The organism is Streptomyces sp. NBC_00620, assembly GCF_026341825.1.
Lineage (GTDB): Bacteria > Actinomycetota > Actinomycetes > Streptomycetales > Streptomycetaceae > Streptomyces.
Genome location: NZ_JAPENY010000003.1, coordinates 2,071,820 through 2,091,636 on the forward strand (window position 1 = coordinate 2,071,820; position 19,817 = coordinate 2,091,636).

A 19,817-nucleotide genomic window follows, 5' to 3' on the forward strand; every position below is an offset into this window, starting at 1 on the left:
CTTCTTCTGACAGCGGGACAGGATGTGGACCTTCGGCCTCAGGGGCGGAGTGCCCGCATCACGCCGGGTCGAGCGCCCCCGCCTGCCGCGGTCCTGTCGCCTGGCCGTTGATGCGCGGATCGACGGGGCGGCCGACGAAAACCGGGGCGTCCGACTGGTAGAAGATGTCGATGTCGGCCTCCTCGCCGCCGACGATCAGCGTGTCCCAGGCGCCGCTCTCCTGAAGGGACCGCAGGGTCGACGGAGCGAGGGTGGACAGGTGGCTGCGCAGTTCCTCGTCGCTGGGCAGTCCGGGGAGGCGGGGGGCGAGGCGCTCGCGGATCGCGCGCATCCTCTCCAGCAAGAGGTCGAGATCGGACCGCTCGCCGTCGGGTTGGGCGACGGCCCGTTCCCCTTCCATGCTGTCGGCGATGATGTCCTTGATGGCTCGGGTCACGCCTCGTTCGTCGGTGGTGACCATGGCGTTCCAGGCCCGGCTCTTGTGCCGGTACTGGAGCATGGACATCGCCGCCTCGTGCCGGATGAAGTCGGCGTCGCGCAGCGGACGGCCCTGCCAGACCCGGCTGAGGGAGCGGGAGAGCGAAACAGCCGAGGCAAGACCGCTGTTGAGGCCGCGCCCGGGCCAGAAGTGGATGGCGTTGGCCGCGTCGCCCAGCAGGAAGCCGTAGGTTCCGGGGCTGGTGGAGGTAGGGCGGTTGAGCTGGGCCGTGAACCGGGGGCGCTGCACCATGTCCAGCCGGAACGAGGTGATGGCGCTGAGATCGTCCTCGGGGACGGCGAACATCTTCAGGCCCTCCTGGATCCGCTTCCACAGCGGCGAACTACGCAGCAGGGCGGGCAGGAACAGGGTCCCATGGGTCGGGCAGACGAACTCGTTGTCCTCCTGACGGCTCATCAGACAGGGCCGGGCCGCCACGCACTCCTCGAAGACCTGCCGGACCGGGTCGATGCCGATCACTGCGCCGGCCTCCTCGCGGGTCAGCCTCATGTTGAGGAACCCCTCGCCACGCAGCGAGTTGAGCAGGAACCGGTTCTGCGCCACGGTCAGCAGGACGCTCATGGGGTCCGAGAGCTGGGACTTGACCCGCAGTCCAAGGACCAGGTCCTGAAGGTGCTCCCCGTCGAGGGAGTAGATCGAGGAGTCGGCCGCGCCGAAACGGTCCGCGAAGTGCTCCCGGGTGCGCGACCCGCCCCCCTCGGCGATCACCAGGACGTGTTCCTGGGAGAGCCGGCGCTGCTGCTCCGACGCATCGAATCGCTTCGGCACCAGGCGGATCGCGGACTTGGCGTTGGCCAGTTCCAGCAGCTTGTCCTCGATGTAGGCGATCCGGATGTTGCGGGGCGGGCGGCCCTCCACCGAGTCCGGCCCCAGGGGCCACATCTCGGAGAATCCGCCCGCGTCGAACAGCGCCGACTGCATCTCGTCGGTGAGCGCGAGGTACTGACGGCTCTGCGCGGTGACGACCTGCATGCGCCGGTTGTTGCCGTGGGTCTCGTCCTTCCAGACCACGGTGGAGCCGTTCCTGATCCACCGGCCGTCGTAGACGGTGATGGACGCCTTCCCCGGCAGGGCGTTCTCCAGCAACAGGGCGAAGGCGAGGCCGACCGGGCCTCCTCCGGACACCGTGACCCGCAACTCGCCCGGATTCGCAGAGGCGTTGGCGCGAGGCAGGTCGAGCTGGGAGAGGTCCAGGACCGTCTCCACGGCCTCCTGCGTCTCGAACAGGAAGGTCTCGTCGCCGATGCGTATGGAGTCGCCGGGCACGAGCACGTGACGGGTGACGGGCTGGTCGTTTACAAAGGTGCCGTTCTTGCTGCGGTCGTAGAGGACGAACGCGCCGTCCTCCGCCACGATCTCGGTGTGCAGACGGGAGGCGCTGACACTGACGATGACCACGTCGTTGTCGCTCTTGCGTCCGAATCGCAGTGGAGCGCTACCCAGAACCGCGCTCTGACCGGCGAAGGGACCCGTGCGTCCCACAATGACCGACGACACAGAAACTCCTTGCGAACGTCTCGGGTGCGGCAGAGGAACCGCGCCCTGCGGTTGATCCGCTACGAGAGTGGGAGCCGTACGTCACTCCCACCGAACTCCGGTCCAGTGGGGCTCACTTGACCGGTGATGTCCGAGTCGGCCAACTTCGGTCCGACTCGTGCTTGTTGCAGTATGGCCGATGCGCGGGGACGACTAGGCCGCTCCGCGTCGGCCTTGACGCCCGGTTGACCAGCCGCCGTTCGTCTAGGAGCAAGTCACCGAGAACGGCACCGAGTTGGACACCGCCTCGAACGGTGAGCGGATCTCCACGGCCATCTCGCTGCTGAGGGTTCCGGACTGTGCGTACGTCGACAGCCGCACCGTCTCCTTATGGGTGCGGGGGCCGCCGTCCGGGAACGACAGCGTCCGCCACTGCCGGTCGATCACGGACCCGTTCGTCGAGACCCACCGGTACGAGAACTGGAAGGGCAGCTCGGACACCGTGAAGGTCGCGGTGAACCAGGGAGCCTGCGAGTCCGCCGGGGGGCAGTCGCCGGCGTACGTGGTCGCGCCCCCGGTCGCGGTGACCGAGACGGGCTGCTCGGCAGTGTCGTCCGACCCGCTGCTCGCCGCCCCGGAGGAAGAGGCCTGCGCCTGCCCCGTGGGCGAGCTGCTGCCCTTGCTGCCCTCATCGTCGCCGCCGCCGAGCACATAGCCCAGGCCGCCCACGAGCAGCGCGAGCACGACCGCTCCCGCCGCGTACCCGATGAGCCGTCTCCCCTTCGTGGGGCCGCGACCGGTCGCTTCGGCGTCCCCGGGCTCGAGCACCACCGGCGAGGCGAGCATCGCGGAAGCGGCCGTGGGCACGGGCCCTGACACCGGGCCTGCCGTCTCGGCGGTGACCGCGGGCGCTGCACTGGGAAGCGGGGGTTGTGCCTGGGCGGTGGGGGCGTCGGGTGGTGCCGCGTCCGTGGGTACGACGACCGTGGCGGTGGGGGTGTCAGCCGTGGGTGCCGCCGTGTCCCCGGCGTCCGTGCCGCCTTCCGGGACAGGCGAGGACGCCGAGACGGTCGGTGCCCCGGCCGTGGCCGTGGGCACGGTCTCCCCGAGAGGGGACTCGGCGGTGGGCAGCTCCTCGGCGGCCGCTGTGGGCAGTGGGGCGGACGGCGTGGTGGACGGCGTGGCCGTGTCGGCGCCCGAGGCGCCGTCAGCACCAGCCAGGCGCAGCTCCTGCTCGGCCTGTTCGGCCGACATCCGTTCGTCGGGGTCCTTGCGCATCAGGCCTTCGATGACGGACGCGAGGGGTCCTGCCCGATGCGGCGGGGGCAACTCGTCGTCGACGATGGCACGCAGAGTGCTCAGCGCGGTGGTCCGACGGAAGGGCGAACGGCCCTGGACGGCCGCGTAGAGCAACGCTCCGAGAGACCACAGGTCCGACGCGGGGCCGGGGTTCCGGCCCAGTGCCCGCTCCGGCGCCAGGTACTCGGGAGAGCCGACGAGCTCACCGGTCATCGTCAGCGCGGAATCCCCCTCCACGGTGGCGATGCCGAAGTCGGTGAGCACCACCCTGCCGTCGTCTGCGAGCAGGACGTTGGCGGGTTTCACGTCGCGGTGCAGCACTCCGGCGCCATGCGCCGCGCGCAGCGCGGCCAGCACCTCGGCGCCTATGCGCGCGGTCTCCCTCGGCGTGAGGGCACCCTGGGAGCCGATCGCGTCGGCCAGCGACCGGCCGCGGACGAACTCCATGACGATCCAGGGTCGTCCGTCGTCGGTGGCGACGTCGTGGACGGTCACCACACCGCGAGCACTGATGCGCGCCGCCGCCCAGGCCTCCCGCTCCAGGCGGGTGTACATCCGCTCGACCTGCGCCACGGTCTGTCCGACGGGAGCGCGTACCTCCTTGACGGCGACCTCGCGGTGCAGCACCTCGTCGCGGGCGCGCCACACGGTGCCCATGCCGCCCTCGCCGAGAACGGACAGCAAGCGGTAGCGACCGGCGACCAGCCGTTCGGCACCCGCGTCCGGCGACGCGGTGTTCTGTTGTGGCATGAGGGCCCTGCTCCTTGTCCCTTGCGAACGGCCGAGGAGTGGCGACGCCCCCGTCGGATCCGTGGTCTGCCGGGGCGGTTGCCTTCGATTCGGCCACGGCCGGACGACCCGCCGGACACAGCCCTTGGACAGTATGATCAAACACCTGAAGTTCGTGAAGTGCGGACCTGGACAAGCGCCCGTACTACCGCTCGCTGTAGGGAAGTTGTGACGTCGCGGCGGTCATACCGTCGACTTCTCTGCGAGCCCCTGGCCTCCGCTCGGCCGCGCGGGCCGCGTGATCCCGCTTGACCGAACAGGGTGACCCGTTGACCAAACAGGGTGACCCGCTTGACCGGAAGCGGACCTGGGTGATTGAACGGGGGCCGTCAGGGTGCCGTACACAATTACAGGCGCACCGCCCTCACGTGTTCGGGGCCGATCCGCCGCACCAGCACAGTGTTTCGCACGGAAGGACCGCCGGGTGTCATCCCACAGCAGCTCTCGACAGCTACCGAAAACGAGCGAGCCGACGGATGAGACGCAGGCGCCTCCGGATGAGGCACTGACGCCGGAAGAGGGGCTGACGCCCGAGCAGGGGCTGACGCCGGAGGCCGCCGGTGAGACCCCTGCGGACAACGCACCGGAGACCGCCGCCCAAACCACCGACGAGCCCACGCCGGAGGCGGCCCCGGGTCTCGATCGACGAGGATGGCGCATCTGGCGTGGGTGGCGTGACAGGTACCCCGCCGCCGCGAAGGCGGTGTCGTGGACCGTCAACGCCCTCGCCGCCGCACTCGTGCTGTTCACCCTGCTCATGTCGAACAACGCCGCCGGCGTGACGCCCATCGCCTTCGTACGCATCCCGGTCGAGGCGATCTTCGGCGCCGCTGTGCTGATCGTCCTGCCGCGCAGGCCGCGCGTCGTCGTGGCGTCGCTGCTGGGGCTGGTCGTCGGAGTGCAGCTGATCCTGAACGTCCTCGACATGGGGTTCAAGGAATATCTCGGGCGGGACTTCAACCTGGTCCTCGACTGGACCCTGTTCGACGACGCGCACACCTATCTCAAGGACACGATCGGCGCGAAGGGCACGCTCGGCCTCGTCGTCGCGATCATTGTCCTCGTCCTTGTCGTGCTCGTCGTCACGGTGCTGGCGGTCGTCCGGCTGGGCAACGTCATGGCCCGGCACACCACCACCGCGACCCGCACGACCCTGGTGTTCGCCACCGTCTGGGTCACGTGCGCGGCCCTCGGCGTGCAGTTCACCGCCGACATGCCGGTCGCCGCCGAGCGCTCGGCCCACCTCGCCCATATCCGGGTGAAGGCGGTGCAGTCGACCCTGCGGGACGAGGCGGAGTTCGCCAAGGTGGCCAAGAAGGACGTCTTCGCCAACACCCCGCCGGACCAGCTCCTTACCGACCTGCGCGGCAAGGACATGATGATCACCTTCATCGAGAGCTACGGCCGCAGCGCGATCGAGGACCCGCTCATCTCGCCGGGGGTGACCGCGACCCTCACAACAGAGAACGAGAAGCTGGAGAAGGCGGGGTTCGCGGCGGAGAGCGGCTGGCTCACCTCGGCGACGTACGGCGGAAGCAGCTGGCTGGGTCACTCCACCTTCCTGTCGGGCCTGTGGATCAACAACCAGCAGCGCTACCGCACGGTCACCAACGGCGATCACATGACCCTCACCAGCGCCTTCCAGAAGACGGGCGCCTGGCGCACGGTCGGCATCATGCCGGGCGTCCAGAAGACCTGGCCGGAGGCGAAGTTCTTCGGCCTCGACAACGTCTACGACTCCAAACACCTCGGTTACGAGGGGCCCAAGTTCAGCTGGTCGCCCATGCCCGACCAGTTCGCCCTGGCCTCGTTCGAACGCCTGGAGCACGGCAAGAAGCAGGACAAGCCCCTGATGTCGGAGATCATCCTGACCTCCAGCCACCAGCCCTGGGGGCCCATCCCCAAGACGGTCCCCCAGGACCAGCTCGGCGACGGCTCGATCTTCGACGCCATCGAGAAGGAGGGCACCGACCCGTCGGAGCTTCTCACCAACTCCACCAGGTCGAAGGAGGAGTACGGCAAGTCCATCCAGTACTCGGTGACCAGCCTCATCGACTACCTGGTGAAGTACGGCAACGACAACACCGTGCTCATCTTCCTCGGCGACCACCAGCCCATCGCCCGGGTCAGCGGCAACAACGCCAGCCGTGACGTGCCGGTCTCCATCGTCGCCAAGGATCCGAAGGTCCTCGACAAGATCGCCGACTGGGGCTGGACGGACGGGCTGCAGCCCGGAAAGAGCACCCCGGTCTGGAAGATGAGCGACTTCCGCGACCGGTTCCTGACGGCGTACGGTTCCACGCCGACCCCGTGATGACGAATCGGACGCCAAGCCCGAGACCGCGCTGCCCCCGAGAAGCCATCTGACGCTCAACACATCCGAGTTGATGGAATACCCGAATACTCACGGCCGTTTCGAGCGTCGGTCGGCGCGTCAACTTCGGGCATTGCGCGACGTCCACGCCGGGGTATAATCCCATATGAACGTAAACCGTGGCGCGTTGGAATCCCTCAAGGCCGATCCGGCTGCTTCTTCTATCCGCCGGTCGCTCGAGTTCTATTACGGAAATGCCGGCCAAGACGCGGCGATGGACGCTTTCTACGGCCAGTTCGTGAAGCCCGGCGACCTCGTTTTCGACATTGGCGCCCACGTCGGTGATCGCATCGGCAGTTTTCGTCGTCTGGGTGCACGCGTGACGGCAGTTGAGCCGCAACCACTGTGCATCCGGGCCATCCGAGAAATCTATGCCGGTGACGAAGACGTGGTGTTGGTCGAAGCCGTGTGCGGTGCGCACGGAGGAGCCACGAAGTTCTATGTCAACTCAGCGAATCCCACCGTCTCCACAGCATCGGCGGAATTCGTGAAAGCCGCTGATGGAGCGAGCGGCTGGCAGGACCAGGTATGGGACGCGGAGATGGACGTGTCGGTCGTCACGCTCGACGATCTCATTCGAACCTACGGTACGCCCGCGTTCGTCAAGGTCGATGTCGAAGGCTTCGAAGCCGCAGTGCTGGACGGCCTCAACCACGCGTTGCCCGCACTGTCATTCGAGTTCACGACGATCGAACGTTCAGTGGCGCAGCGCTGCCTCGACCGCGTGACCGGACTGGGGTTCGAGCTCTTCAATCTGTCCATGGGAGAGAGCATGAACCTGGAGTTCGACGACTGGGTTTCGTCGGAGACGATGGCCGCTCATATTCTGGCGCTTCCGCATGAGGCCAACGCCGGCGACATCTACTGCCTGTCACTGCCGAGCGCAAGTCAGTTGTAACGAATTAGTTGTAACTGAATTCCCTCACGCGCTTCAGCGCCGACTGCCGCCACAGATACCCGACATCGATGCCGAACGACCAGACCAGCGTACCGATCGAGACCGCGACGCAGGCCTGGGCCATTGGCGTGGGAAGGAGACCTGCACTGGCGACAACCAGTACAACTCCTTGTGATGCGGCCACAACTTTTCGGGACATCCGGAAGGGCAGCGGGGCATCCAGCCACGGCATCACCCGTGATGCCAGTACGAAGGCGTAGCGGAAAAGCCCGATCGTAACGGCCCACCAACCGAGAGATGTCCCGAGGTAGATACTCAGGACAATCGCCAGGACGGAGTCCGCCTCCATGTCGAACCGTGCACCGAATCTCGACGCGGTTCCTGTGCGGCGGGCCACCTGACCGTCTCCGGCATCGAGAATCAAGGACACCGCAGCCAATCCGATCAGTACTGCCCGATGCTCGTCTCCAACAACGGCGTCGGCTACAAGAGCGGCCACACCACCGGTCAGGATCAACCGGCAAAAGGTGACGCTGTCAGCGGGCCCCCATTGGCGAACGTCAGGATGTTGCAGGGCGCGGGAGAGCAGGACCCACGTGGCAACGGAATATCCCAGTCCGATGAGCCAACCGGCTGCACCGAGCCCCACCGACGCCGCCAGCGAAAACAGAACCGCCGCCTGGGCCAGGACGCCCAGAGCCGGCGGGTAGATCCGGAGATCTACTGCTCGCTGTCCGAGATCCGTCACTATTCCTCCTGAAGACCACCCGTCAACACGGCCCGGTATTGGCGCCGTGCCCTGATCAATACGTCCGCCGACGGCACAGAGTTCAGCTGACGCACAGGCATTTGACTGTTTTCTGTCCCGGAAGCCCGTCACCGACGGGGGGCAGGCCCATCGGAGGCGAGTACTGCCCCGGCCCGCCCCTGCCACCGCGGGGTGAGAGAGCAGAGAGTAGGCCCACCAGGGCCAACAAAAGCGGTACGACGGCGAGTCGGCCCCTCGGCCGAGGTACACGGATCCGGCAGGCAGCGGTACGTCCCCGCCATGCCGAGCAGCAACGAGAAGGGGCGCTTCCCACCTTGCTCCGAGCAAGGTGGGAAGCGCCCCTTCCGCCGTGGCAACCAGTCACAACCTGCGTCAGACGTCGCCAGTAACGCGCACGGCGCACATTACGTGCACCACCTAAAACAGCAGGTCACGAGCTCTTTGCGGCAGGCTCCAGAATCGCCACGCACTCCACGTGGTGCGTCATCGGAAACAGGTCGAACGCCCGCAGCGTCCGCACCTTGTACCCGCCGTCGCGGAAGTACCCCAGGTCGCGGGCGAGCGCCGCAGGGTCGCAGGCGACGTACGCGATGCGGCGGGCGCCGAGAGAGGACAGGTGCTCGACGGTCTTCTTGCCGGCGCCCGCGCGGGGCGGGTCGAGGACGATCAGGTCGACCTCGGTGATTCCGGTGCGCGGGAGGACCGCCTCGACCTTGCCCTGTTCGATCCGGACGCGGTCGAAGGCGGCGAGGTTGTGGCGGGCGTCCTCGACCGCGCGCTTGCCGGACTCGATGCCGAGGACCGCGCCCTTGTCGCCGAGGCGGTCGGCGAGGGCGCCGGCGAAGAGGCCGACGCCGCAGTACAGGTCGAGCGCCATCTCGCCCTTGCGCGGCGTCAGGCCCTGCATGACGGCCTTCATCAGGGTGTCCGCGGCCTGCGGGTGGACCTGCCAGAAGCCGCCGCTGCCGACGCGGTAGGTGCGGCCGTCGGCGCGCTCGCGGACGAAGGCGCGCCCGTGGACGCGGTGGATACCGCCGTCGTGCTCCTCGACGCGCATGACGGAGACGGGCTTGTCGAGCTCGACGAGGGGCAGGCGGGCGCCGGGCCTGGGCTCCAGGATCACCATGCGGTCCTGGGACCCCGTGGCGGCGATCGCCTCGACGGACTCCATGCCGGACCAGTCGCGCTCCTCGATGCCCAGCTCGCTGACGCCCGGCGCCGCGATCATGCAGTGCTCGATCGGCTCGACCTCGTGCGAGCGGTGGCGGCGCAGCCCGGCGTTGCCGTCCGCGTCGACGGCGTACTGCAGGCGCGTGCGCCAGGCGGGGACCTGGCCGGCCGGCAGCTTGTCGCCCTCCGCGGGCATCACCGTGCCGTCCCAGCCCGCCTCCTCCGGCGTGAGGCCCGCGAGCCGCTGCAACTGCTCGGTGATGACCTCGCCCTTCAGCCGTCGCTGAGCGCCCGGCTTGGCGTGCTGCCAGTCGCAGCCGCCGCAGCGGCCGGGACCGGCGTACGGACAGGGCGCCTCGACGCGGTCCTTGGACGGTTCGAGCACGGTGACGGCGTCGGCGCGCAGGAACCGCGCACCTTCCTCGCCCTCTGTCACGCGCGCGAGGACCCGCTCGCCGGGCAGGGCGTGCCGCACGAAGAGGACCTGGCCCTCGGCCGTACGGGCGATGCAGTGCCCGCCGTGGGCGACAGGGCCGATCTCGACCTCGTACTCCTCCCCCACCAGCGATTTCTTCGGTTCTGCCTGCATGGCGGGGTGACTCCAAATGCGAATGGGTGCGGAAACGGTGCGGGAAGGGGGAACGGCCGGACAACAGCCCACCAGTCTACGTGGACACTGCCCGGCCGCTCACCACAAGGCGAAGGGACATCAGCCCTTCGTCGGCTCCGACGGCTCCTTCGGACGCTCGTGGGCGGGACCACGCCGCACCGCCCCTGGCGCGCTCCAGTCCTGCCGCTTGCGGGCCCGCTTCCGCGCGACCTCGGACGACTCCAGCTGGTAGGGCACCGACGTCACCATCACGCCCGGCGTGAACAGCAGCCGGCCCTTCAGCCGGAGGGCGCTCTGGTTGTGCAGCAGGTGCTCGTACCAGTGGCCGACCACGTACTCGGGGATGATCACGGAGACCACGTCGCGCGGCGAATCACGGCGCAACCCCTTCACGTACTCGATGACGGGACGCGTGATCTCGCGGTACGGCGAGTCGAGGACCTTCAGCGGTACGTCGATGCCGCGCCGCTCCCACTCCTCGCGCAGGGCCTTCGTCTCGGCCGGGTCGACGTTGACGCTGAGCGCCTCCAGACTGTCGGAGCGCATCAGCTTGGCGTAGGCGAGGGCCCGCAGTGTGGGGCGGTGGATCTTGGAGATCAGGACGACGGAGCGGACACGGGAGGGGCGGACGCTGTCGTCGGAGGGCCCCTCGGGCGCGATCAGTTCCTCGGCGACCCGGTCGTAGTGCTTACGGATCGCGCTCATCGTCGCGTAGAAGATCACCATGCCGAGCAGGGCGACCCAGGCACCGTGCGTGAACTTCGTGACGAGTACGACGACCAGCACAAGGCCGGTGAAGAAGGCTCCGAAGGTGTTGATCGCGCGGGAGCGGATCATGTGGCGGCGCTTGGCCTGGTCCTTCTCGGTGCGCAGGTGACGGTTCCAGTGCCGGACCATGCCGGTCTGGCTGAGCGTGAAGGAGACGAAGACACCGACGATGTACAGCTGGATGAGCTTGGTCGAGTCCGCCCCGTAGGCCCAGACGAGCACGGCGGCCGCGAGCGCGAGCAGCACGATGCCGTTGGAGAAGGCGAGGCGGTCGCCGCGGGTGTGCAGCTGGCGCGGGAGGTAACGGTCCTGCGCGAGGATCGAGCCCAGCAGCGGGAAGCCGTTGTACGCGGTGTTGGCGGCGAGGAAGAGGACCAGCGCGGTGGCGGCGGCCAGCACGACGAACGGGAAGCTGCCCTTGCCGAAGACTGCCTCGGCGACCTGCGAGATCACCGGGTTCTGTACATAGTCGGCGCCGACCGCCACGCCGTTGTGGATCAGGTCGACGGCCGGGTTCTCGGCCATCCGCACCTTGGTCGCCATGGCCAGGGCGATGATGCCGCAGAACATGGTGACGGCGAGCAGGCCCATCGCCGCGAGGGTGGTCGCGGCGTTCTTGGACTTGGGCTTGCGGAAGGCCGGGACGCCGTTGGAGATCGCCTCCACGCCGGTGAGTGCGGCACAGCCGGAGGAGAAGGCGCGCAGCAGCAGGAAGACGAGGGCGAAGCCGGCGAGTCCCTGGTGCTCGGCCTGGATGTGGAAGTCGGCGGTCGGCGCCTTCATGGTGTCGTCCAGCACGAGCCCACGGAACGAGCCCCACGCGATCATGATGAAGACGCCCGCCACGAAGACGTACGTCGGAATCGCGAAGAGCTTTCCGGACTCCTTCACTCCGCGCAGGTTCATGAGCGTGAGCAGCACGATGACGGCGACCGCGCAGAGCACCTTGTGCTCGATCACGAACGGGATCGCCGAGCCAAGGTTCTCGATGCCGGACGCGATCGACACGGCAACGGTGAGGACGTAGTCGACGAGCAGCGCGCTGGCGACCGTGAGGCCCGCCCGGGGGCCGAGGTTGGTGTTGGCCACCTCGTAGTCGCCACCGCCGCTCGGGTACGCGTGCACGTTCTGTCGGTACGAGGCGACGACGGTGAACATCAGCACGACGACCGCGACCGCGATCCAGGGGCTGAAGTGGTAGGCCGACACGCCCGCGATGGAGAGGACCAGGAGCACTTCTCCGGGTGCGTACGCCACGGAGGAGAGCGGGTCGGATGCGAAGACGGGGAGTGCGATGCGCTTCGGCAGGAGTGTTTCTCCGAGCCGGTCACTGCGCAGTGCGCGCCCGATCAGGATCCGTTTGGGCACGTCGGTCAGTTTGGACACGCAGAGGATCGTAAGCGTTCGAACGGGGGCCCGCCCACCTGCCGTCCGACATCTGGCGTCCGAGTGAAAACGGGCACATGCCGCGCTGCGGATTCCGCACCCGCGGAGATCCGCATGCCTATATGAAAAACGTCCATATTTGCCCGCTTATGGAGGTTCCATGCACGCCACCGCGGAGCTCATCGGCGCGGCCGCCGGACTCATCGGCCTCGGAATCCTCACTCTGGTGAGCGTCCGCAGCATCAACCGCCGCTGATCGCGGCCGATCGCCACTGATCGCGGAAATCCAGCGGGCGAACGTGCACGGGGGTGCCCCCGACTGACCGCGCGTGTGTAGCTTGGGCGGCGGTCTGAGACCCTGTTTAGCCTGAGCCGTAACCATTCACATTCGGAAGGACGGTCGTGCACATCGTCATCATGGGCTGCGGAAGAGTGGGTTCCGCTCTTGCCCAGACCCTGGAGCAACAGGGGCACACGGTCGCCGTGATCGACCAGGACCCCACCGCCTTCCGACGACTGGGCTCCGGGTTCGGCGGCCGTCGTGTCACCGGAGTCGGCTTCGACCAGGACACCCTGCGCGAGGCGGGCATCGAGGAGGCCGGGGCGTTCGCCGCGGTCTCCAGCGGTGACAACTCGAACATCATCGCGGCCCGGGTGGCCCGCGAGATGTTCGGCATCGAGAACGTCGCGGCGCGCATCTACGACCCGCGCCGCGCCGAGGTCTACCAGCGCCTCGGCATCCCGACCGTCGCCACCGTCCGCTGGACGGCCGACCAGATGCTCCGCCGACTGCTGCCCTCGGGCGCCGAGCCGCTGTGGCGCGACCCCACCGGCGGCGTACAGCTCGCCGAGGTGCACACCTCCACCTCCTGGGTCGGCCACAAGATCAGCCGGCTCCAGGACGAGACCGGCGTGCGCGTGGGGTTCCTCACCCGGCTGGGCGAGGCGGTCCTGCCCACCTCGCAGACCGTGCTGCAAGAAGGCGACCTGGTGCACGTGATGATGCGCACGTCCGACGTGGACAAGGTCGAGGCGTCCTTCGCCAAGGGCCCTGAAGAGGAGACCGGTCACTGATGAGAGTCGCCATTGCCGGTGCCGGCGCCGTGGGCCGCTCGATCGCGGGCGAGCTCCTGGAGAACGGTCACGAGATCCTGCTGATCGACAAGGCGCCGACCGCCATCTCGGTCGAGCGCGTCCCGCAGGCGGAGTGGCTGCTCGCCGACGCCTGCGAGATCACCTCCCTGGACGAGGCCGCGCTCCAGCGCTGCAACGTGGTCATCGCGGCCACCGGCGACGACAAGGTCAACCTCGTCGTCTCCCTGCTCGCGAAGACCGAGTACGGGGTTCCGCGGGTCGTCGCCCGCGTCAACAACCCCAAGAACGAGTGGCTGTTCAACGAGTCCTGGGGCGTCGACGTCGCCGTCTCCACGCCCCGCCTGATGTCGGCCCTGGTCGAGGAGGCCGTCAGCGTCGGCGACCTCGTCCGACTGCTCCGCTTCAGCCACGGCGACGCCAACCTCGTCGAGCTGACTCTGCCGCCGGAGTCCGCCCTGGCCGGCACCCAGGTCGGCGATGTCGAGTGGCCCGAGGACACGTCCCTGGTCACCATCATCCGCGGCACCCGCGTCCTGACCCCCTCCCGGGAGGACTCCCTGGAGGCCGGTGACGAGCTCCTGTTCGTGGCCGCGCAGGCCCGCGAGGAGCAGCTGGAGGACCTGCTGTCGGTGCGCCGCGAGGACGCATCGAGCTAGCCGCTTCCCGTACGACGATGGGGGCGCCCGGAGAATTCTCCGGGCGCCCCCATCGTCGTACGGGCTGAAGTGCTTCGTACCGGGCTGAAGTGCTTACGCCTCGCGGCGGTGGCTGGTCGGAGTGGTCTCGCCACGCTCCTGCGCGAGTGCGGCCTTCCGCTCCTTCTCCGCCTTCTCCTCGGCTTCCATTTCCGCGAACACGTCGATCGGCGGCGGCGCCTTCGCGAGGAAGACCCACGTGAGCCAGACGGCGAGCAGGAAGGGCGGGATCTTCAGGGCGATCAGGACCCAGCCGAACTGGGTGGTGTCGGCCCACCAGTAGAGCGGGAAGAGCACCGCGCACTTGGCGAGCAGGATCAGGCCCCAGGCCCAGCTGGCCTTGGTGTACGCCTTCTTGCGGCCGGGGTTGCGGGTGCGCCAGGAGAGGTTCTCCTTGAAGACCGGGCCGAGCATCAGGCCGATCAGGGGCACGCCCGCGAGGGTGGTGATGATGTAGGCGAGGGCCAGGCTGAGCGTGTAGAGCATGCCCGGCAGGTAGAAGTCCTTGGCGTTGCCCGTCATCATCGCGAAGACCACACCGAAGGCGACGCCGAAGACGCCGCTGAAGGCGTGCTTGACGGTGTCCTTCATGACCAGGCGGACCACCACGAGCAGCACGGACGTGGCAAGGGCGGCGATGGCCGCCGAATGCAGGTCCTTGTTGATCGTGAAGATGGTGACGAAGAGGAGGCCGGGCACGACGGTCTCGACCATGCCCCGCACACCGCCGAACGCCTCGAAGAGCGCGGCCTCCGTCACCGCCCTCGAATCCTGCTGGGCGTCTTCGGTCGGCTTGTCGAGCGACGTCACCGGCTACTCCCGTCCGAGCGGTCTGAGTTCGTACTTCGGGTTGAACAGCACCCTACGGCCCCGGCTCATGGAGACGCGGCCCGATGCGATGAGCTTGCGCCCCGGCTCGATACCCACGATGGAGCGCCGGCCGAGCCACACCACGTCCAGGGCCGCCGAGCCGTCGAACAGCTCGGCCTCCAGGGCCGGGACTCCCGCGCGCGGCCGCAGAGTGACCGTGCGCAAGGTACCAGTAACCGTCACGATCTGTCGGTCGTGGCAGTCACCGATGCGCGTACAGCCCGCGGTCTCGGCGTCCTCGCGCAGCTCCTCGGACTCCAGGTCCTCCTGGGACGAGGAGAGCCTGTCCAGCATGCGCCGGAACCGGCCCGCCGGCTTTTCGGAACGAGGAACAGCACTCATACCGAAAGCGTACCGGGGCCCGCTCACAGCGTCGTACCCGCGAGGGTCCGCGTTCGAACATACCCGCGATGATCAGCGTTCGAACCGGTATCCCATCCCCGGCTCCGTAATGAAGTGCCGCGGATGTGAGGGGTCCACCTCCAGCTTGCGGCGCAGTTGCGCCATGTAGACCCGCAGATAGTTCGTCTCCGTGCCGTACGACGGCCCCCACACCTCCTGGAGCAGCTGCTTCTGGCTGACCAGACGGCCCGTGTTGCGCACCAGGACCTCCAGGAGGTGCCATTCCGTGGGGGTCAGCCGCACATCGCGTCCGTCGCGGTTGACCTTCTTGGCGGCCAGGTCGACGGTGAAGTCGTCGGTCTCGACGATCACGTCGTCCTCGCCGGCCCCGGTGGGCTCCGCGCGGCGGACGGCGGCGCGCAGCCTGGCGAGCAGCTCGTCCATGCCGAAGGGCTTGGTGACGTAGTCGTCGGCGCCCGCGTCCAGGGCCTCGACCTTCTCGTCGGAGGAGTGCCGGGCGGAGAGCACCAGGATCGGCACCCGGGTCCAGCCGCGCAGTCCCCTGATCACCTCGACGCCGTCCATGTCGGGCAGGCCGAGGTCGAGCACGACGACGTCGGGGTGGCGGGCGGCGGCGAGCTGGAGCGCGGTGGCGCCGTCGGGGGCCGCGTCGACCTCGTACTTGCGTGCCTTCAGGTTGATGACGAGGGCTCGGGTGATCTGGGGTTCGTCATCGACCACGAGGACCCGGGTCATGAGGCCTGCCTTTCTGCTGCTGGTGCTGCGGTGGTCAGGTCGGGGCGGCTGTCCACCGCCCGGAGCGTGAGCACCATGGTGAGTCCGCCGCCGGGGGTGTCCTCGGCGTTCAGTGTGCCTCCCATGGCTTCGGCGAACCCGCGGGCGACCGCGAGGCCGAGGCCTACACCGGTGCCGCGCGGAGCGTCACCGTAGCGCTGGAAGGGCGCGAAGATCCTGTCCTTGGCCTCGTCGGGGACACCGGGACCGCGGTCCACCACCCGCATCTCCACCCGGTCGGCCATGGCGCTCGCCGAGACCAGGACCAGTTCGTCGGCGGGGCTGTACTTGACGGCGTTCTCCACCAGGTTGGCGACGGCCCGCTCCAGCAGCCCCGCGTCGACCGCGACCATCGGCAGGCTCTCCGGGATCTCCAGCTCGACGCTGTCCTCGGGTACGCCGCCGAGCGCCATCGGGACCACCTCGTCGAGGTCGATCTCCCGGATGAGCGGAGTGACGGTGCCGGTCTGGAGCCGGGACATGTCCAGCAGGTTGCCCACCAGATGGTCCAGCCGGTCGGCGCCGTCCTCGATGCCTTCGAGAAGTTCCGCCTGATCCTCCTCGGACCAGGCCACGTCGTCCGAGCGCAAGGACGAGACCGCCGCCTTGATCCCGGCCAGCGGGGTCCGGAGGTCGTGGCTGACAGCGGCCAGCAGCGCCGTACGGATCCGGTTGCCCTCCGCCAGCTCCTTGGCCTGGTCGGCCTCGTGCTGGAGCCGCTGCCGGTCCAGGACGACCGCGGCCTGCGCGGCGAAGGCGGCCAGAACCCGGCGGTCGGAGGCAGGCAGGACGCGCCCGGACAGCGCGAGCGCCATGTGGTCGCCGACCGGCATGTCCACGTCCGCGTCCTCGGGCCGCTCCACCAGCGGACGTGGGCCCACGCTCCCCGCGCACGTCCACGGATCGACGTCGCTCTCCCGCTCGAGCAGCGCCACCGACTCCATCCCGAACGTCTCCCGGACCCGCTCCAGCAAGGCCTCCAGGCTGGTCTCGCCGCGCAGCACACTGCCCGCGAGGAAGGAGAGGATCTCGGACTCGGCGCGCAGCCGTGCCGCCTGGTGGGTGCGGCGGGCCGCGAGGTCCACCACGGAGGCGACGGAGACGGCGACGCCGACGAAGATCGCGATGGCGACGATGTTCTTGGGATCGGCGATCGTCAGCCGGTGCAGCGGCGGCGTGTAGTAGTAGTTCAGCAGCAGGGAGCCGAAGGCCGCCGAGGCGAGCGCCGGGTACAGGCCGCCGAGCAGGGCCGCCGCCACCGTCACCGTCAGGAACAGCAGCATGTCGTTGGCGAGGCCGAGATCCACCGTGTTCAGGAGCAGCGCGAGGACCACCGGGCCCCCGACGCCGACGATCCAGCCCCAGATGATCCGCGACCGGCCGAGCCGCGCACCCCGCGCGACCGGCAGCCCCCGCCCCTTGGCGACCTCGTCATGCGTGACGATGTGCACGTCCAGGTCGGAGCCCGACTCCCGGGCCACCGTGGCACCGACGCCCGGCCCGAACATGTACTGCCAGGCCTTGCGGCGCGAGGAGCCGAGCACGATCTGTGTGGCGTTGACACCCCGCGCGAAGTCCAGCAGCGACGCCGGTATGTCGTCCCCGACCACATGGTGGAAGGTGCCGCCCAGGTCCTCGACCAGGGTGCGCTGGACGGCCAGTTCCTTGGGCGAGGCGGAGGTCAGACCGTCGCTGCGGGCGATGTAGACGGCCATCACCTCACCGCCCGCGCCCTTCTCCGCGAGCCGTGCGGCGCGGCGGATCAGGGTCCGGCCCTCCGGACCGCCGGTCAGCCCCACCACGATCCGTTCCCGCGAACCCCAGATCTTCGAGACCCGGTGATCGGTGCGGTACTCGGTCAGGTACTCGTCCACCCGGTCCGCCACCCACAGCAGCGCCAGCTCACGCAGCGCGGTCAGGTTGCCGGGGCGGAAGTAGTTCGACAGCGCCGCGTCGACCTTGTCGGACTTGTAGATGTTGCCGTGCGCCATGCGTCTCCGCAGCGCCTGTGGCGACATGTCGACCAGCTCGATCTGATCCGCCCGCCGGACCACCTCGTCCGGAACGGTCTCCCGCTGCCGTACGCCCGTGATCGACTCCACCACGTCACCCAGCGACTCCAGGTGCTGGATGTTGACGGTCGAGACGACATCGATCCCCGCGGCCAGCAGTTCCTCGACGTCCTGCCAGCGCTTGGCGTTCCGCGAACCGGGGACATTGGTGTGCGCAAGTTCGTCCACCAGGGCGACGGCCGGGGCTCGCTCCAGTACGGCGTCCACGTCCATCTCGGTGAAGAGGGAGCCCCGGTACGCCAGCTCCCTGCGAGGGAGCTGCTCGAGACCGTGCAGCATCACCTCGGTGCGCGCACGGTTGTGGTGCTCGACGAACGCGACGACGCAGTCGGTGCCCCGCTCCACGCGCCGGTGCGCCTCGGAGAGCATCGCGTAGGTCTTGCCGACGCCCGGTGCCGCGCCGAGGTAGATCCGAAGCTTGCCGCGTCCCATGGCCCCTATTGTCTTCCTGTCACCGCTGTGTACGCAGCGTCGACCCTACGGCCAATAATCCCGGCAAAAGGGGCAGGGGGTCTGCCGGGGAGTGACTTTGACGCAACCCTGATGCGGGCCTGGAAGACGTCGGCCGGGTGCCTGGTGACGTCACCAGGCACCCGGCCGCGGAGTGCGTCAGCTGAGGTTGTCCCCGTGGGTCAGCGTCTCCCAGGCGACGAACAGGTTATTGGTGCCGGACGGACGGTTCTGCATGGTCAGGTTCTGGGTGTTGGTCATGCCGTAGCCGAGGCGGTTGTGCATGGCGTTGTAGCCGACCTCGGTGATCGGCCCGAGCCCGAGGGTGAGGGACCCGCCGCACAGCGAGCTGGGCACCGCCTCGCCCAGCTGGTACTTGGACTGGAAGCCGAGCGCCTGGCGCAGCCGCTCACCCACATCGGTGCCGTACAGGTCGATGCCCTGGATCCGGCTGGTCTCCGCGACGTGCGAGATGGCGGAGATGCCGTACCCGGTGTGCACGAAGTCGCGGCAGGTCTCCTGGGTGAGGCCAGTGGTGAAGGTGGACTGCCCCTGCCAGTACGCGACGATCTTGGCCGTGGTGTTGAGGTTCTGGCTCGGCACGGTCTTCGGCACGGCACCGTCGGAGGAGAGGTAGACGTACGCGGCCGTACGCGTACGGAACTTCGCCATCGCGGAGTCCCACACCCCCTTGTCCTCCAGGAAGACGGAGATGCCGATGGCGGCCTCCATCATCGACAGCTCCCAGTTCCCGTTGGAGTTGGAGCCGTTGATGATCTCGGGCAGGTAGACGTTGCGCAGCATGGTCCCGAAGCGCGCGGAGTTGGCCCAGGTGCCGGTGTACGTGTACTTGATGATCTCGGCGGCCTTCGGCCACGAGGAGCCGGCCCAGCCGGTCTGCAGGGGCGCGTTGCTGTTGGTGTGGTCGGTGATCGTGGCCGACCAGGCGTCCATCAGCTGGATGGACTTCTGCGCATAGCGGACATCGCGGGTGATGTACCAGGCGAGGGCCGTCGTGTACGCGGCTATCGCGTCCTCACGCTCGTCCGTGCAGCCGTAGTTGGGGTTGGAGTACGAGCCGCACTCGACGACCGAGCGAGGGGCGGGAGTGCGTGTCAGCGAGGCGTACTTGCTCGCCAGCATCTGGTCGTACGCACCCTTCCAGGGCTGGGCGCCGGCCAGGACCTGGGTGCGGGTGAAGTCCAACTGCCCTCGGGAGACGCCGACTCCGGGGTGCACGAAGGTGGCGGGCGCGGCCTCGGCCTTCTGCTGGGCGCCGGGCAGGGAGAGGAACGCGGCGACCAGGGCCGCGGTCGTGGCAACGGCGACGAGGAAGGCCGGGCGCCGTCTGCGGGGGCGGGCTGCGGGGGTTTCGGGCATGTGACGGGATCCGTTCTCGTATGTGAACGACACACTGGGGACTGAACACACGCGTTGGCCGGGACCATAGGTCCAGACCA

14 protein-coding genes are annotated in these 19,817 nt (G+C 68.5%); 4 read left to right on the forward strand and 10 right to left on the reverse strand.

Going from position 1 to position 19,817, the window contains the following annotated elements; genetic code table 11:
• Positions 1–58: 58 nt before the first annotated feature.
• Positions 59–1,996, reverse strand: a complete 1,938-nt coding sequence (locus tag OG246_RS40295; protein WP_266474225.1) for an FHA domain-containing protein — start codon at positions 1,994–1,996, stop codon at positions 59–61.
• Between the two features lie 243 nt (positions 1,997–2,239).
• Positions 2,240–4,024, reverse strand: coding sequence for a serine/threonine protein kinase (locus tag OG246_RS40300; RefSeq protein WP_266474226.1), 1,785 nt, complete (start codon positions 4,022–4,024; stop codon positions 2,240–2,242).
• 463 nt (positions 4,025–4,487) lie between these two features.
• Between OG246_RS40300 and OG246_RS40305 the strand changes: the two genes are divergently transcribed.
• Both OG246_RS40305 and OG246_RS40310 read left to right on the forward strand, forming a co-directional pair.
• Positions 4,488–6,377, forward strand: coding sequence for a sulfatase (locus OG246_RS40305; RefSeq protein ID WP_266474227.1), 1,890 nt, complete (start codon positions 4,488–4,490; stop codon positions 6,375–6,377).
• A 187-nt stretch (positions 6,378–6,564) separates the two neighbouring features.
• Entirely contained in the window at positions 6,565–7,335 is a 771-nt protein-coding gene (locus OG246_RS40310) for an FkbM family methyltransferase (RefSeq protein ID WP_266474228.1), read from the forward strand.
• Positions 7,336–7,339: 4 nt separating this feature from the next.
• On the opposite strand, the gene OG246_RS40315 is transcribed toward OG246_RS40310, so the two are convergent.
• From OG246_RS40315 to OG246_RS40325, 3 genes are all read right to left on the reverse strand, one after another.
• Positions 7,340–8,083, reverse strand: coding sequence for a CDP-alcohol phosphatidyltransferase family protein (locus OG246_RS40315; protein ID WP_266474229.1), 744 nt, complete (start codon positions 8,081–8,083; stop codon positions 7,340–7,342).
• A gap of 451 nt (positions 8,084–8,534) precedes the next feature.
• Positions 8,535–9,863, reverse strand: coding sequence for a class I SAM-dependent RNA methyltransferase (locus OG246_RS40320; RefSeq protein WP_266474230.1), 1,329 nt, complete (start codon positions 9,861–9,863; stop codon positions 8,535–8,537).
• A gap of 120 nt (positions 9,864–9,983) precedes the next feature.
• Entirely contained in the window at positions 9,984–12,038 is a 2,055-nt protein-coding gene (locus tag OG246_RS40325; protein ID WP_266474231.1) for an APC family permease, read from the reverse strand.
• A gap of 402 nt (positions 12,039–12,440) precedes the next feature.
• Between OG246_RS40325 and OG246_RS40330 the strand changes: the two genes are divergently transcribed.
• Entirely contained in the window at positions 12,441–13,112 is a 672-nt protein-coding gene (locus tag OG246_RS40330; RefSeq protein ID WP_266474232.1) for a TrkA family potassium uptake protein, read from the forward strand.
• On the forward strand, positions 13,112–13,789 hold the full coding sequence (locus OG246_RS40335) for a TrkA family potassium uptake protein (protein ID WP_266474233.1): 678 nt from the start codon (positions 13,112–13,114) through the stop codon (positions 13,787–13,789). Before OG246_RS40330 ends, OG246_RS40335 begins: the two co-directional genes overlap by 1 nt.
• 93 nt (positions 13,790–13,882) lie before the next feature.
• Here OG246_RS40335 and OG246_RS40340 read toward each other — a convergent pair whose 3' ends face one another.
• The 5 genes from OG246_RS40340 to OG246_RS40360 form a co-directional block, all read right to left on the reverse strand.
• On the reverse strand, positions 13,883–14,638 hold the full coding sequence (locus OG246_RS40340; RefSeq protein ID WP_266474234.1) for a DUF3159 domain-containing protein: 756 nt from the start codon (positions 14,636–14,638) through the stop codon (positions 13,883–13,885).
• Between the two features lie 3 nt (positions 14,639–14,641).
• Positions 14,642–15,040 carry an OB-fold nucleic acid binding domain-containing protein gene (locus OG246_RS40345; protein WP_266474235.1) on the reverse strand — a complete coding sequence of 133 codons (399 nt, stop codon included), beginning with the start codon at positions 15,038–15,040 and terminating at the stop codon, positions 14,642–14,644.
• Between the two features lie 72 nt (positions 15,041–15,112).
• A complete protein-coding gene (locus OG246_RS40350; RefSeq protein WP_266474236.1) occupies positions 15,113–15,796 on the reverse strand; it encodes a response regulator in 684 nt (227 codons plus the stop codon).
• Positions 15,793–18,339, reverse strand: a complete 2,547-nt coding sequence (locus OG246_RS40355; RefSeq protein ID WP_266474237.1) for a sensor histidine kinase KdpD — start codon at positions 18,337–18,339, stop codon at positions 15,793–15,795. The genes OG246_RS40350 and OG246_RS40355 overlap by 4 nt, the downstream gene beginning before the upstream one ends.
• Before the next feature lie 177 nt (positions 18,340–18,516).
• Entirely contained in the window at positions 18,517–19,737 is a 1,221-nt protein-coding gene (locus OG246_RS40360; RefSeq protein WP_266474238.1) for an alginate lyase family protein, read from the reverse strand.
• Positions 19,738–19,817: the final 80 nt, after the last annotated feature.